Genomic DNA, 14,810 nt, shown 5'->3' on the forward strand with positions numbered 1-14,810 from the left:
ATTTTCCTCCGTAAATATTACTTTTGAGCTTTGATGATAAAGGTCGGCATCGTGCGATACCTGCGTGCCATAAAAGGATTCCAATACTTTTCCTGTAACAGTGTCTCTGTTTCAATGTTCTTAAAACCTGTTTCTCTGCATGTTTCCAAATCCCATTCCGGGCGTTTTATATAACTTAAAGGGAGTTTTTTCAATTCGTCCATCATATCTGTATCATGATAATAATCCTGAAATTTGCCGTAGCGTTTTGTTAAAATGTTTTCATCTGACTGAAAGAGCTTTGCCTGTTCCTCTCCCCAAAAAGGGAAAAGCCAATTTGCATCTAAATTCAGCATACAACCGCCGGATTTCAAAATTCTGTACCACTGCGCATAAACTTTTTTCGGATTATTAAATAGCCAAAAGGCATGTCTTGAGACCACTGCATTAAAGGTATTATCGGGAAAATCCACTAACTCTGTGTCTTTAAGCATAAAAGTGATTTTATTTGAAAATCCTAACTCCTCAGATATTTTTTCAGCTTCCTTGAGCATTGCGACATTATTGTCTATTGCAATGACATCACACCCAATTTGTGCAAGAAGCAGCGAAATAAACCCGGTTCCACATCCGACATCTAAAATTTTGTTTTTTTGACAATCTCCAAGACACCGTTCTAACAAACCTCTCCATTCCAGACCTCTTTCTTCTATTTCTTGAAGAAGAAACATTTTCATTTTTCCGGCATCCCCGGACCATTTTTCCTCAGCCCTATTCATTTAACTTTCCCCTTTCCTATTTATGAAGCAAAAGTCGCATTTTTCACCGTTCATTCCCAGTGTCTGACTTCTTTCAAATACAAATCCCTTTATATTTCCGAATACGATATGATCACACAGACAGAATATCTCACAAAGCTCTGGGCATTCAAAAAAATTGCAGGTATCCGCCCAAAGGCACTTGAGCACATCGACACGGTAGTATTCCCCGTCATCCGACAGGATTCTGCTTTTCCATATTTCATCGCCCGACATCCCTTTTTTCATAAACAAGCGGAACAGCCTGAAAAACCCGGGGATATAAAAAAATGTTTTCAAAAGCTTATGTGCCTTTTGGGCAACATAAAATGAATACTCCTTTACCAATTCTTTTGCCTCATTTTTTGAAAGCCCTTTATCTATGAAACATCGGTATAGGGCTATATTTGAAATAATGCTTCTTTTTTGCCTTTTTTTCTGTTTTTCCGTCCATGATCCTTGATTGATTTCTTTGATGAGCTGCTTCATTTTTGTTTTATGTTCCGCATCTATTTTTTTTAATATCTGTGCATTTAACTTTCCGAAGTAAAATTTTTTGTATGTCATTCCAGGCCTCCTAATTTCCATCCAATTGCATTTCCCCGAATTTCAACAAATCGTCGATAAAGTCCTTCCTGCTGTATCAGCTCCTGATGTTTTCCTCTTTGCACAATTCGTCCATTTTCAAGAACAAGAATTTGATCTGCTTCTCGAACTGTATTCAACCTGTGAGCAATCATCAGAAGCGTTTTATTTTTTGTCAGCTCTGAAATAGCCTGCTGCAATTCCCGTTCGTTTTCAGGATCGACACTTGCCGTAGCCTCATCTAAAATGACAACAGGTGCATCTTTCAAAATCGCTCGTGCGATAGAGATTCGCTGCTTCTCACCGCCGGAAAGGGTTGCACCTCCTTCTCCAATCTTTGTTTGGTATCCATCCGGAAGTGCGGATATGAAATCATGGCAGCATGCTTTCTTTGCCGCGGACACTATTTCTTCTTTTGTTGACTGCGGTTTTCCAAAAAGAATGTTATTTTCAATGGTATCTTCAAAAAGGTAAACCCTTTGAAACACAATGGAAAAATTCTTAAGAAGGCTATCGCAAGTATAGTCTTTTACATTAACGCCACCTAAAAGAATCTCACCATCTTTTACGTCCCAAAAGCGTGCAATTAAACTGCAAAGGGTCGTCTTTCCTGAGCCTGATGGTCCTACAATGGCACAGCTCGTACCTTGAGGAACAGAAAAGCTTACATCGTGCAGAATTTCCTTTTCCTCATATGCAAAGGAAATGTTTGAAACGGTTATGTCGTATGCTTTCGGGATAAGGTCTGTTCCCTTTTCATCAAGAAGGGGAATATTGGATATTGTTTCCAATCTGTCTAAAGAAGCATCCACAACTCTTGCAACGGCAGCCGTACTTCCTGCAAGCTCCACAGTCGTATAAATCATAAAGCTTGCGACAATAAGGAGCAGGCACTTTTCAGGAGTTATTTCTCCGTTCATAAGCAGGTATGGTGCAACAACAAGGATTGCGAATCTGGCAAATTTGAATATCATTTGAAAGACGGCAGCTAAGCCGGAGAAAACTTTTTCTAAAGCGATGTTTGCCTCTGCGCTTTCATTGATTGCAGCGTCTACGGATTTGTCCGAACGGTCGGCAAGTCCGAATGCCTTTATCACGGACATCCCCTGTATATATTCTAAAATGCCTGTAACAAGTCCGGCCTGTGCAGCTTGCCTGCGCGGAGAATATTTCATACCAGCTTTTTGTGTTTTTGCGTACACACAAAGGGAAAGAAAAAGCCCTATGAACATCAAAACTCCAATTTTCCATTCATAAAACAAAAGCCATATCCCTATCACTGCAGCGTGGATAAATCCTCCGGCTACCGCTTCCATGACGGTAACTGCATTGGTTTCCAGATCTCCAAGTGTTGTAGTAACTGCCGCTGTAATATCTCCAAGGCGATGCTCATTAAAATATCCCATAGGTACGCGTTTTAATTTTTCGCCAAGCTCCATGCGCCATTTGGAACACATGGAAAAGCTTCCAAGGGTTCTTTTTACAGCGGAAAGATTCGTAAATAGAATGCGTCCTGAAATACTTAAAAGCATAATCCCCAAGGCTGCCCATATTGTTTTAATCGACATGAAGCCACTTGAAAGTGATAATAGTATTCCGTTCAAAACTGCAAGCACAGCCATAATGGGAAGCATCTCAAACACGGAATTGCACATATGAAAAATAAACGATAAAATCAATCTTTTTCTTTCCATTCCGGAAAAATCCAAAAGTCGTCTGAACATCTGAATCATGCTGATACCTCCTTCATATCAAGCGTGCTGATATGTGTATTCCAAAGTTCTCTGTAAAGAACACAATTTTGGGTAAGCTCCTCATGTTTTCCTTCCGCTTCTATATTTCCTGCATTCATGACGATAATCTTATCGGCTGATGTGATAGTAGATAATCGATGTGCAATGACAATCAGCGTTTTTCCCGCTACAAGCTCGCTGATGGAGTGCTGAATTATCGACTCATTTTCAGGGTCTGTAAAGGCGGTAGCTTCATCTAAAATAACTACGGGGCTGTCTTTTAATATGGCTCTTGCAATGGCAATGCGCTGCTTTTCTCCGCCGGAAAGATTGCTTCCGCTGTCTCCGACAACGGTATCGTAGCCATTGGGAAGTGATGTAATAAAATCATGGCATGCCGCTTTTTTTGCTGCATTTTCGATTTCGCTGTTTGTAGCATCCGGCTTACCGATTCGTATATTTTCTCGTATAGAAAGATGAAACAAATAATTATCCTGTGAAACATACGCAATATGTTCCATTATCTGCGAAAGCGGTATGTTCTGCACATCGACACCGCCTATTTTCACGGTTCCGCTTCCCGCATTCCAAAAAGACGCAATGAGTCTGGCGACAGTGGATTTGCCCGATCCCGACGGTCCGACCAAAGCCGTCATTTCATTTTCATTCGCTTCAAAGGAAATGCTGTGTAAAACCTCTGTATCCTTGTAAGAGAAAGAGACGTTGGAAAATTCTATTTTTTCTCCTTTAAGCTGTACTCGTTTTTCCGGGCGTTCCATTTCTTCCGTATCCAAAAGGCTTCCGATTTCTTTTACGGTGGCATCTACCATAGCAAGGCTGTCTGTATATCGCAATGCCTGAATAAGCGGAGCAATCAAGCCCAATGATAAAATAATGCAGGATATAAAACTGCCTGCGCTTATGCTTCCGCCTATATAAAACAAACTTCCGACAGGAAGAACTCCGATTAGACTTGAGGGTGCTATTGCAATACCTGCCGCATAGTACGGATTCGTCTTTTTGAACCATTCCGATTTAGAATTTTCATTCTCCTTTACCGCCTCTGCATATTTGCGATAAGAATCGCTACTTTGATTAAAAGCCTTAACCACTTCGATTCCGCCTATATATTCAACCGTAGCGGCATCCATAGCTTTTGCGGCTTTAATAACTCTGTCATAACGCTTCTCATAATCTTTCATCATTCCCATATAACAGAGCATCCCGACAGGAAAGGTTGCAAGAGCAATAAGTGCCAGCCTCCAATCAAGGAACATGAAATAAATCAACATTAAGACAGGAATCATAATATTTGCTGTTAATTCCGGTATCATGTGAGCAAGGGGTAACTCCAGTTTTTCAACCGTATCTACAAGCATCGTTTTGAATTTTCCTGACGGGGTATCCAAGACAAATCCCATGGGCACTCGTGACAACTTTTTCGTAAGTGCAGTACGAATATTTTTTAGTATAGTAAATGCGGCTTTGTGAGACCGCACCGTAGATACAGTTGATAGACCAAGCTGCAAAAGGTACCCCAAAAGAGCAATTACTGCCATCGGCATGATTGATTTCAAGCTGTAATCGCCGGCGCATATTTGAATAATAATGCGTGAAACTGCAATATACGGGACGATTCCAAACCCTGCACCAAGAATGGCAAAAACAACCGAACTTAAAAGCAAGCCTTTACATGATCCGGCAAACTCAAATAAGCGATGCAATGTGTTTTTGTTCTTCTTATTCTTCATTTCGATCTCCTTCTGCTAAAATATATTTTTCGATATTTTTCTTTTCTTCACCTCTCAAATCGGCAATTATTTTACCGCCTGACAAAAGCAAAACTCTGGAACATATTGTTTTTATAAATTCAATGTCGTGTGTAATAATGAGCAGGATTTTTTCCTGTTCAGAAAGTCTCTCTACCATCGTTCCTACTTCCCGCATGCTTTTTAAGTCAAGCCCACTGGTCGGTTCATCGAAAATAAGAATTTCTTTATCACAAAGCAAGCTGATTGCCACTGCCAACCTCTGTTTTTGTCCTCCTGAAAGTGAAAGGGGATGTCTGTTTTTTAATTCGGAAAGAGATAAGGCCGATAAAGTTTCGTCAATAACAGACTCATCTGTTGTTTTTGTTCCGAGTGTGCATTCTGTTTCCACACAATCCGTAAAAAGTTGATGTCCGACATCCTGCATCACCATGTAAGATTTTTTAATACGCGCTTTTGCAGACAAACTCCTGCCGTCTACAAAAATATTTCCCGATTTTTGTTTTATCAGTCCGCATATCGTGCGTGCCAGTGTCGTTTTTCCTGTTCCGTTTGCGCCGGTAATTGCGACGATCTCTCCACCATTTGCGGTAAAAGAGATGTTTTGCAAGATAATCTTTTCACCATATTTGACATGAATATCTTTCAGCTCTAAGGTGTGTTGGGAAAATTTTTTATCATTGGTATTTGTTTTGATTTCAGAAAGATTTCGACACCTGAGCCCCATATTTTGTATTTGTTCAAGCGGGAGCTCGCAAAAATCCTGTATACTCATATCCTTAAAAATCTGACCCTCCTGCATTAAGATGACCCTGTCTGCAACATCTGTTAAATACCACAAGCGATGTTCTGCAATGATAATCATTTTCCCTTGTTGTTTTATTTTTTCTATCAGTTTTTTCAGTTCAAGCACGGAATGAAAATCCAGATTTGAGGACGGTTCATCCAATACAAAAATATCCGGATTCGTGGCATACACAGACGCAAATGCAATTTTTTGTTTTTCCCCTCCGGAAAGTTCAAAAATGCTGCATCCTTTTAATTTTTCTATATGCAAATCTTTAGTAATCCTTTCAAGCTGCTGTTTTAATTCTTTCATCTCCAGCATTCTGTTTTCCAGTCCGAAAACAATTTCACTATCTGTATCTGTGTTGAAAAATTGTGTTCTCGGATTTTGAAAAACCGTGCCGACACTATCGGAAAGAGTTGAAATTTCGGTCTCGGCAACATTCATTCCTTTTACAGTTACTTTGCCTGAAAGTTTTCCTTCAAAAAAATGAGGAATCAGCCCGTTTACCAATCTGGTAAGAGTCGTTTTTCCGCATCCTGATGCACCGCACAAGAGAACACATTGTCCTTTTGGAATATTTAAGTGTAATTCCCGTAAAGAAGCTTTTTCCATATCCTTGTAGGAAAAAGAAAGTTTTATAAATTCAATCAAGGGAATACACCTCCTCGTAAAAAATCAAAAAATATCATGCAAATAATCCCTATATAGATTGTTACAATCAGAGCATCATGGATTGAAAAACAAACTTTTTCCATACAGCTGCGCCTTCCGACATGATCTATTCCTCTTGTAATTGCGGCTTGTGTGATTTCATCAGAGATTTTAGAAGCAGATACCAGCATGGGTACATATACATACTCCATTATTTTGACCGGATGGCGTAAAAATCCTGTAAAAGAAGCGGTTATCCCTCGAAGAGCCATGGCGTCCTTAATATAGTTCCATTCCTCAGCCATTGTCGGAAAGTATCGCAATGTAACAGAAAGTGCAATAGTGAAACCTTTAGGCAAATGCAATCGACTGAATGCAGCTAAAAAAGCACTGACCTTTGTAGTTTGTATTAAAAATGTGCCGAGCATAAAACAAGGAATAAGTTTTCTTATATAGACATCAAACATATATATGATGCCTCCGATCGTAACAGGTAATTTTGATATAACAAAAAGCTGTACCATCAATAACACAATAAAGAGAATTCCGTATTTTGAAGCAGTACGGAACTCTTTCGCCTGTAAGAGCAATAATATAGGGATTGCTGTAAAAAGGCATTCTATAACGATACTTTCATTCAGAAACACGGAAATACTTGTTATTGATAAAATCAGCAGCTTTGTTCTGGGATCTAAAGCCATTTATATAATCCCCACTTTTTCAAAATGTTTTTTCAATAATTTTTTACCTATAAGGCCTCCGATTATGGCACAAATAATTGTCCCCAAAATCATTAAGGGGATAACCCACCAATTTATTCTAATAGCATTGATGATTCCTTCAAAAGAAGAAACATCTCCTTTTCTACGCATGAATTCATCAAACTGTGCAGGCATGATAGCCATGGGAATATAGGCTCCCATTGGAGACAGCGCAAACACGCAATAGGCAAGTAAATTTCTTCTGAATGATTTGAAATTTCCTGATTGGCAAATAAAGTCCGCAATAAATCCAAATACGATGAAAAATACCGACATCATCCAAAACATACCGGTAACAAATAACAAGATTCCGGCAAGTATACCAAGTATGGAAAGTGATCCGCGCTTCGGTATTTTAGCGGTGTATAACATAAAAACACTGCCCGCAAATAAAGCTACTATCATCGGCATAAACGGAAAAGTGACAGGTGTCATTTGTGCGATACCGCCTATAACAAATGCAATAACAAAATAAATAAGTGAAAAAACGCCTATGGAAATATAATCTCTTGTTAGTAATATATTTTCTCTATTTTTCATAATAATCTATATCCTTTCTAAATATAGTTGTTAGCCTTTGCTAACCTTGCGTGAAAATTTTACGCTTTATTTAAACCTTAAAAGTCCATCCCATCCCGAATTAAAAAAAACTGCAAGCTCTTTAACATATTTAATGGCTTGTTCTCTTGTCATATCATGCACAATCGTTTCAAAAACAGCTGTAAAATATGCACTGGTAATCATGTGATGTAAATCATGACTGACGTTTCCTGCCATTTTGCCTTTTTCTTTAAGAATAGCGTAATATTTTTCCGTACGGGATACTTCCAATTCTACAAGTTCATGAATATAATCTTCGTATTTTGTGCCTTCAGAACAGCAAATTACAAGCTTGAATTCTTCAAAATAATCATAAATATAATTCACAAAATGCAAAAGATATTTTGTAGACAGCTCTCTGCTTTCTAAAGTTTTATTTTCTGGAATTAAATCAAAATGTGCATCTTGTGCAGCTTTGAACTGTTCTATTAACCCATCAGCTACATCAGAAACAATAGCTTCAAATAAGGCCGCTTTATTAGGATAGTAACCATAAAAAGCACCTTTCGTAAATCCTGCTTCCTCGACAATTATTCTAAGTGAAGCATCCTTAAATCCTTTTTTTAAAAATTCTTTCTTGCCGACTGCCAATATTTTCTTTTGAGTCTCAGAAATAGTCATTTAAACACCTCCATCAACAATATACCATCGGTATATACTACCAGTATATACCGATGGTATATTGTTGTCAATAGTTTTTTTACATTCATAATAATAATATTCACATTTTTTCAATTTCCTGTTTGAAATTTACTCTAAAAATTAAATCATACGAGAACAAATTAAACTTATAATGCTAATGTTATCTTTAATCCAGAACTTTTTGAGCCTTAAAACAAAGAAATGTTTATTATGAATGTAAACTATTGCAAAATAATAAAGAATTACAAAAGTCCTTCGATTGGAATTATTCACCATATAAATCAACAAATCTGCGTTCTTCTATGGAGAGAAATATTTTAAAATTAATACAAAACCTATGATATAAATACAGCTAAAGGAATTGATTTATGGTATAATACAAATGTAATACTTAATAAAAGCTTAACGCTTGCTACCCTAATCATTCTTTTGTAGCAAGCACAGTAAGTGTACGGACACTTACGAAAAAATTGATGAAGCAGCCCTCTGGGATCTGCTTCTTTTTTTATCAATTTTTAACTTGTTAGGGTGTACCCTAAGACCCCGAAATACATTCAAAGGAGGATTTACCTATGGCAAATAGAATACGAAATGAAAGACTTGAAATTAAATTAACCGAAGAAGAAAAGGCTCTTTTTGAAGATAAAAGAAAACTTGCTAAGTGTAGAAATATGAGCCTTTTTATCCGCAAGTGCGTTTTAGAAAAGGAAATATATCAAGTGGATTTAGAACCCTTTAGAGATTTACAAGGCTTGCTTTCCAACGCTACAAACAACATCAATCAGATTGCAAAGCGTGTAAATTCTACCGGCATAATTTACAAAGATGATATAAACGATATGAAAAAGCAGATTGAACATTTCTCAAAAGAGTTGTGGCAAATACATTCACTGCTTCTTAACAGAACTTCCGGAGGTGATTAAATCTTATGGCTATTACAAAAATACACCCAATAAAATCGACTCTTAATCTTGCCATTTCATATATTGTTAATGGAGAAAAAACAGATGAGCAAATCTTAGTAAGCACTCATAAATGCCATCAGGAAACTGCTCATACCCAGTTTTTAAGAACACGAAATGATGCCGGCACAAACGGAACTGTTCTTGCAAGACACCTCATTCAATCCTTTTTACCCGGAGAAGCAAGTCCTGAAATGGCACATCAAATCGGTCTTGAACTGTGCAAAAAGATATTAAAGGATGAGTACGAATTTGTCTTATCTACCCATATAGATAAAGGGCATATCCACAATCACATCATATTCAATAATGTCAATATGGTTAGTGGCAAGTGCTATCAATCCAACAAGAAAAGCTATCATCAAATCAGGTATCAAAGCGATAAGTTATGTAAAGAAAATAACCTATCTGTTATTGACGAGTTCTACGAATGCTATAAGAGAAAATACAAAATAAATGGAAAGTCATGGTATGAAAATGAGCAATCTAAGAAAGGTACTTCTTGGAAAAGCAGACTTCAATTTGATATTGAGCGTCTGATAAAACAGTCTAAAGATTGGGAAGAATTTCTAAAGAAAATGGCGGAACTTGGTTATGAAATAAAACATGGCAAACACATTGCCTTTAAGCCAAAAGATAAGCAGAGATTTACAAGAGCTAAGACGATTGGAGAAGATTATACAGAAAAAAGATTAAAAGAGCGTATTATAGAAAATCAATCTATTAAAGCCCCGCCTGTCAAAAAACGAATCGGAAATGTCATCAATATGAATACCAATGCCAAAGTGAAAGAGAGCAAAGGCTATGAATATTGGGCAACAAAACATAACTTAAATACAATGGCTGAGTCAGTTGTTTTCATCAGAGAACATGGCATTAACTCCATTAAGCAGCTTGATGAATACATTAGGAAAAGTGCTGAAGAAAGACAGAGTTTACAAGATAAAATCAAAGAAATTGATAAGGACATGCAGCTACTTTCTGATACTATGGAACAAGTTCATACTGTTAAAAAGTGTCGAGCCTATTACAAGGAATATAAGGCAACTCCATCGGACAAGGCGTTTTATGAGGAGCATAAGGCTGAAATCACACGCTACGAAACGGCTCTTGCAAAACTAAAAAAATCCTATTCAAAACTGCCAAATTCCAAGGATATTTTAGATAAACTTGATACATTGCAAGAAAAAAAGAATACCCTAATGCAAGAGTATTCTTCTACAAAATCTACTATGGACGAGCTTTACAAGATACGAAAAAACTATGGAATTTACATGGGTAAGGAGATGGAGAGATAATTTTTTCTCTCCTCTTTTTTCAAGACAAATAAAAAAGAGCCGGTGCAGTCCTAAGACCACACCGACCATAAATTTATCTCTCAGCTTCTTTTCTTGCTTCTTTCTTTTCTTTCGGCTTTCCCTTATCTTCAGCCTGATATTTCTTAATAGCTCCAAGTACAGATTCTTTCTTTTCTTCTTGTCCTTTCATCTGTTCCTTTGCTTTTAACAGCTTTGAAGAAAGTATCCTGATATTGCTATGTTCCTTGCCGTTATCATCAATGGATGTTCTGATTTGTCCAAAGAGCTTAACAAAATCTCCCTGCTTAAAGTCTTTTGGAATATCACCCTTTTCTCCGTATGCCGAGCAATTATGATAGACCTTATTCCCTTCATCGTCTTTAGATACTACGGAGAAATTCGCTACCTTGAAGGCTTCTCCATTCTTATTTTCCCTTTCTACTACATCAACCTCTCCAACAATATTTCCTACAATATTGATAAGATTATCCTTTTCTTCCTGAACATAAGGAAGGTCTTTTATTTGCCCCTGTTCCCTTAAATCCTCAATCATATAGTCAAATTCCTCATGCAGCAAATTAAGGCTGTCATTGTCCATATAAGCGTCATAGAGCTTATCTAAAGCACTTTCATCATTGATACCTTTTTCTACGCTTATAATCGCCTTTACAAAGTCCTTGTGATTATCATTTACCATATCTTCTATTTGATTTCTCATTGTTTTGTAATCCATGTTTTTATCTCCTTTCATGGCAAAAGGGAGGTTACCCTCCCCTTATCTTAAAAATTCCTGTTCTTTTGTTTTTTGCTTTTCTTCAGTTTTGCTTTCATTTTGATAAGCTCTTATCTGTCCTAAAATAGATGGCTTATCCTCAGATTTTTGTGCGGTTTCTTCTTTGCTATGAAGATTGTCCTCCACATCATAAGTTGACTCAAAATAATCACTGTCCTTAAAGTCATTGTCATATCTGTCAGGAATACCGTCATTATCGAGGTCTTTGGAAAGCGGATCATAGAAGTTGCCTTCATCATCAATTTCAAGCCCTGTTGCTGCTTTTAAATCTTCAGAATCAACATAGACTAAATCACTAAAAGAGGACATTTCCATTTCATTTTTCATATTCCTTAGAGCTTCATTTTCTCCTTTACTCTCGTAATCAAAGCTCTCTGTTTTGATAGGAGTATCATCAATGTACTGTGTCCAAGTTTTCTCCTCTAAGTTCAGTTCATACTGAATCCCATGCCTTTCATCTGGTGTATTGGTATAGGCGATCCCGATATGCTTTAAGTCAGGATACAAGGTATTAAATTCATCATAGCTGTGATTTTCTTCGTACTCTCTGTTACAGAAGTCAATGATTGCCCTTTTTACATCTTCTACAAGTGGATTGTCATTTCTCTTTTCTTCCACTTCTCCCATATCAAGGAGCTTATTCAGTTCTGCAAGTCTTAATACCTTAGTTTTCAGCTCATCAGCTTTTTCAAAAGGCTTTTTGAGTTCTTCTTTGGCATTTTCAAGTTGTTCTTTTGTACTGATAAGTTTTTCTTCAAGCCTATTTAATTTCTCAGGCATTTTCTCAAGAGCGTTATCAAGTCTTGTAATATTACCGTCCGCACTTGTTCCAAGCTCTCCTGAATGCTTTGCAGCACCGTTTAGGCTAAAGTTATGATCGTTGGTAAAGAAGTTATAGCTTACCTCTAAATCCATATTTCTATACTTGCCTATAATCTTGCTTTCATTGATTTTAACCTTTGAAATTGCTTCAAGCAGTCTTTCTCCGGCTAATTTCTTATCGGTAATCTTTTCTCCCGCAATTGTAATGGAAGTAAACTTTTCCTCACCTTCCGCTTTAGATTCTACACTTGCTATATCTTTCTTAACAGCTTCTATGAGCTTTTCCGTTCTTGCGATTTCTTCGGGATAATTTTTCGCCACCTTATCCTCTAATCTGTAACGGTTAGACTTATAGTTTGCTTCAAGCATTTTAAGTTTTGTAACTTCATTATCCAAGTCCATCTTTTCTTTAATCTTCGGATCACCTGTGGCAAGAGCTTTAATCTCAGCATAGTTAAGGGAGGTTTCGTCCACATCTTCCGCCACACGAACAGGTGTCTTTGAAGTCATAATCTGTGAAATAAACTTTTGCTTATTTTCTATCGTCTGCCATAAATAGGCGTCAAAGGTATTCTCTGTAACATAACGATAGATATTTACTTTCTCATTTTCATTGCCCTGTCTTACAATTCTGCCCGCACGCTGCTCCAAATCTGGTGAGTAGTCCGAAGTGGTCAATTTAATTTACCTATAAACTTATAGTGAATTTCAACCTTTTGGCTGATTTGTCCGTCTATTTCTTCCTTGTCATAGACATATATTTTATCTATAACTTGATTTAAAATATATCTGTTTAGCGATTTTATCTTAGCGTACTTGCTAATATTATTCATAAATTTCTTGTAGTTATCTTGAGTTTCAAATGATTCTTCTATATCGCCCTCTAAGACCTTAATTTCCTCAATTAACTTGTCTTGTTTTTTAGATATACTCACATTCATTAGATTGAAGTTTCTTTCGGTTATATTTCCCTCTAACCTATCTTCATATAACTGTTCGTAACTTCTATCTAATTCTGCTAACTGGTTCTTTTTAATCTCCAGCTTGTTAGATAGTTCTTTTCCCTCGTCAATTTTTTCTACTTCAATCTTTTCTATTATCTTTTCTACAAAGTCTTCTTTGGCGGATAGTGCCATATTTCCATGATATTGTATATCTTCAAGAACAATATTATACAGATCCCTAGCTTCAATTCTGTGTGATGAACAAGCATTTACCCCATATTTTTTATATGTGGAGCAAGAAAAGTGAACAAAGTCTATGAGTTCTTTCTTTTTAAGCCTATAATCAGTTTTTGGTGTCAATGCATAACCACATTTAGGACATCTTACAAGTCCTTGAAAAATGTTGTCATAATAGAGTCCCATTTTATTGTTGCACTTCCTCTTATCAACCATTGTTTGAACTTGTTCCCATACTTCCTCGCTGACTATTCCCTCGTGGGTATTCTTAGCATAAATATAGTCGCTTTTAGGAATATACAGTCTTTTTGAGTTCTTAAATGATAAGGTAGGTCTTTTATTTCTTGCCATATTTCCACAATAAACTGGATCTCGCAAAACATTTAACACCATTCTATGTGACCATTGATATTTATTTTCTTCTGTTAGTCCATAAAGCTTTTCAGCATTTTCAACAAAAGCACTCGGTCTTGGAATTTTTCTCTTCATCAACTCCTGGCTAATAAGTTGAGTACCCTTACCCTCTAAACACAATTTATAGATGAGTTCTATTATAGGTTTAGTTTTCTCATCTATGATTAATCTGCGTTTATTATTAGGGTCTTTTAGATAACCAAATGGAGCTTTAGAGCCTATATATGTTCCCTCTCTCATTCTGCTTTGAATTGCACTTTTAACTTTTTTGGAAGTATCCTTTGCGTACATCTCATTTAGAATGTTTTTAAATGGCATAATATCATTTTGATTGCTATTTAATGTGTCTATACCATCAGTTATTGCAATATATCTTATATTCTTTTGTGGAAAGTACATTTCGATATATGCTCCACTTTGTAGATAGTTTCTTCCTAACCTTGATAAATCTTTTGTTATAACACAATTTATTTTTCCGTTTTCAATATCAGTAATCATCTTTTTAAATGATGGTCTTTCAAAGTTTGTTCCCGAATAACCATCATCTACATAATAATCATAAATAGCGATACTGTTACTTTCTGCATATTGTTTTAACATTACTTTTTGTGACCATATACTCATACTCTCAACTGAGTTTCCATCGTCTTTTGATAGTCTACAATAAAGTCCTGCTACATATTTTTTAGTCCTGCCCAATTTCAATCTCCTTTCCCTAAACAGGACTATCTCAATAATTTAATTATACTAAAATACTCCCGTTTAGTCAATTATTACTTACGCTTGCGTTTGTTTATTTTCTTTGTCTTTTTCTAAGTTTCTTTCGACTACATGCTCGATAATATCTTCAAATACTTCTTCAATCGGCTTTTTGCCTACATATACTCGCTTTATTTCATAGTTGATTTTTCCACTTCGTTTTTTCTTTTTTAATTCCATGTAATTCCTCCATTTTGTTGCAATAAAAAAGACGATTAGATTTTTAATTTTCTAATCGCCTTTAAAGTGTCATATTTACATTTTTATTATCTCT

General features: G+C 36.4%; 13 protein-coding genes and 1 pseudogene. 2 read left to right on the forward strand and 12 right to left on the reverse strand.

Annotation, left to right across the window (positions count from 1 at the left end; translation table 11 throughout):
- Positions 1 to 17 precede the first annotated feature (17 nt).
- The 8 genes from WKT05_RS00225 to WKT05_RS00260 all read right to left on the reverse strand — a co-directional run bounded on the left by WKT05_RS00225 (position 18) and on the right by WKT05_RS00260 (position 8,286).
- Complete coding sequence (locus WKT05_RS00225) at positions 18 to 758, reverse strand: class I SAM-dependent methyltransferase (protein ID WP_001077894.1); 741 nt, start codon at positions 756 to 758, stop codon at positions 18 to 20.
- The gene (locus tag WKT05_RS00230; RefSeq protein ID WP_009346326.1) at positions 759 to 1,343 is read right to left on the reverse strand and encodes an L-2-amino-thiazoline-4-carboxylic acid hydrolase; all 585 of its coding nucleotides are present in this window, start codon (positions 1,341 to 1,343) and stop codon (positions 759 to 761) included.
- Positions 1,340 to 3,094: an ABC transporter ATP-binding protein gene (locus tag WKT05_RS00235; RefSeq protein ID WP_009346315.1), complete on the reverse strand. Its 1,755-nt coding sequence runs from the start codon at positions 3,092 to 3,094 to the stop codon at positions 1,340 to 1,342. The genes WKT05_RS00230 and WKT05_RS00235 overlap by 4 nt, the downstream gene beginning before the upstream one ends.
- Positions 3,091 to 4,845 (reverse strand): ABC transporter ATP-binding protein, encoded by a 1,755-nt coding sequence (locus WKT05_RS00240; protein WP_165737274.1) that lies wholly within the window; start codon positions 4,843 to 4,845, stop codon positions 3,091 to 3,093. The genes WKT05_RS00235 and WKT05_RS00240 overlap by 4 nt, the downstream gene beginning before the upstream one ends.
- Positions 4,835 to 6,304: an ABC transporter ATP-binding protein gene (locus tag WKT05_RS00245; protein WP_340412402.1), complete on the reverse strand. Its 1,470-nt coding sequence runs from the start codon at positions 6,302 to 6,304 to the stop codon at positions 4,835 to 4,837. The genes WKT05_RS00240 and WKT05_RS00245 overlap by 11 nt, the downstream gene beginning before the upstream one ends.
- Positions 6,301 to 7,005, reverse strand: coding sequence for an energy-coupling factor transporter transmembrane component T (locus WKT05_RS00250; RefSeq protein ID WP_001162459.1), 705 nt, complete (start codon positions 7,003 to 7,005; stop codon positions 6,301 to 6,303). Before WKT05_RS00250 ends, WKT05_RS00245 begins: the two co-directional genes overlap by 4 nt.
- Positions 7,006 to 7,605 carry an MptD family putative ECF transporter S component gene (locus WKT05_RS00255; RefSeq protein WP_000797113.1) on the reverse strand — a complete coding sequence of 200 codons (600 nt, stop codon included), beginning with the start codon at positions 7,603 to 7,605 and terminating at the stop codon, positions 7,006 to 7,008.
- A gap of 66 nt (positions 7,606 to 7,671) precedes the next feature.
- Positions 7,672 to 8,286: a TetR/AcrR family transcriptional regulator gene (locus WKT05_RS00260; protein ID WP_000155678.1), complete on the reverse strand. Its 615-nt coding sequence runs from the start codon at positions 8,284 to 8,286 to the stop codon at positions 7,672 to 7,674.
- A 593-nt stretch (positions 8,287 to 8,879) separates the two neighbouring features.
- Here WKT05_RS00260 and WKT05_RS00265 point away from each other — a divergent pair.
- Both WKT05_RS00265 and WKT05_RS00270 read left to right on the forward strand, forming a co-directional pair.
- Positions 8,880 to 9,230: a plasmid mobilization protein gene (locus tag WKT05_RS00265; RefSeq protein ID WP_165737273.1), complete on the forward strand. Its 351-nt coding sequence runs from the start codon at positions 8,880 to 8,882 to the stop codon at positions 9,228 to 9,230.
- Between the two features lie 5 nt (positions 9,231 to 9,235).
- Positions 9,236 to 10,567: a relaxase/mobilization nuclease domain-containing protein gene (locus WKT05_RS00270; RefSeq protein WP_165737272.1), complete on the forward strand. Its 1,332-nt coding sequence runs from the start codon at positions 9,236 to 9,238 to the stop codon at positions 10,565 to 10,567.
- A gap of 73 nt (positions 10,568 to 10,640) precedes the next feature.
- Here WKT05_RS00270 and WKT05_RS00275 read toward each other — a convergent pair whose 3' ends face one another.
- The 4 genes and pseudogenes from WKT05_RS00275 to WKT05_RS00290 all read right to left on the reverse strand — a co-directional run bounded on the left by WKT05_RS00275 (position 10,641) and on the right by WKT05_RS00290 (position 14,716).
- Positions 10,641 to 11,300 carry a DNA-binding protein gene (locus tag WKT05_RS00275; protein WP_340412405.1) on the reverse strand — a complete coding sequence of 220 codons (660 nt, stop codon included), beginning with the start codon at positions 11,298 to 11,300 and terminating at the stop codon, positions 10,641 to 10,643.
- Positions 11,301 to 11,342: 42 nt separating this feature from the next.
- Positions 11,343 to 12,836, reverse strand: a pseudogene (locus tag WKT05_RS00280) (helicase-related protein); the annotation flags it as partial.
- Between the two features lie 20 nt (positions 12,837 to 12,856).
- A complete protein-coding gene (locus WKT05_RS00285) occupies positions 12,857 to 14,476 on the reverse strand; it encodes a recombinase family protein (RefSeq protein ID WP_159306188.1) in 1,620 nt (539 codons plus the stop codon).
- A 78-nt stretch (positions 14,477 to 14,554) separates the two neighbouring features.
- Positions 14,555 to 14,716: a recombinase RecR gene (locus tag WKT05_RS00290; RefSeq protein WP_144398468.1), complete on the reverse strand. Its 162-nt coding sequence runs from the start codon at positions 14,714 to 14,716 to the stop codon at positions 14,555 to 14,557.
- Positions 14,717 to 14,810 lie beyond the last annotated feature (94 nt).

It is taken from the genome of Peptoniphilus sp. HCN-40583, assembly GCF_037892835.1.
GTDB lineage: Bacteria > Bacillota > Clostridia > Tissierellales > Peptoniphilaceae > Aedoeadaptatus > Aedoeadaptatus rachelemmaiella.

Bases quoted from the DNA above. Each gene is read 5' to 3' on its own strand.
- WKT05_RS00235 (WP_009346315.1), bottom strand. From the start codon at position 3,094: ATGATTCAGATGTTCAGACGACTTTTGGATTTTTCCGGAATGGAAAGA.
- WKT05_RS00230 (WP_009346326.1), bottom strand. From the start codon at position 1,343: ATGACATACAAAAAATTTTACTTCGGAAAGTTAAATGCACAGATATTA.
- WKT05_RS00225 (WP_001077894.1), bottom strand. From the start codon at position 758: ATGAATAGGGCTGAGGAAAAATGGTCCGGGGATGCCGGAAAAATGAAA.
- WKT05_RS00275 (WP_340412405.1), bottom strand. From the start codon at position 11,300: ATGGATTACAAAACAATGAGAAATCAAATAGAAGATATGGTAAATGAT.
- WKT05_RS00265 (WP_165737273.1), top strand. From the start codon at position 8,880: ATGGCAAATAGAATACGAAATGAAAGACTTGAAATTAAATTAACCGAA.
- WKT05_RS00250 (WP_001162459.1), bottom strand. From the start codon at position 7,005: ATGGCTTTAGATCCCAGAACAAAGCTGCTGATTTTATCAATAACAAGT.
- WKT05_RS00290 (WP_144398468.1), bottom strand. From the start codon at position 14,716: ATGGAATTAAAAAAGAAAAAACGAAGTGGAAAAATCAACTATGAAATA.
- WKT05_RS00260 (WP_000155678.1), bottom strand. From the start codon at position 8,286: ATGACTATTTCTGAGACTCAAAAGAAAATATTGGCAGTCGGCAAGAAA.
- WKT05_RS00240 (WP_165737274.1), bottom strand. From the start codon at position 4,845: ATGAAGAATAAGAAGAACAAAAACACATTGCATCGCTTATTTGAGTTT.
- WKT05_RS00255 (WP_000797113.1), bottom strand. From the start codon at position 7,605: ATGAAAAATAGAGAAAATATATTACTAACAAGAGATTATATTTCCATA.
- WKT05_RS00270 (WP_165737272.1), top strand. From the start codon at position 9,236: ATGGCTATTACAAAAATACACCCAATAAAATCGACTCTTAATCTTGCC.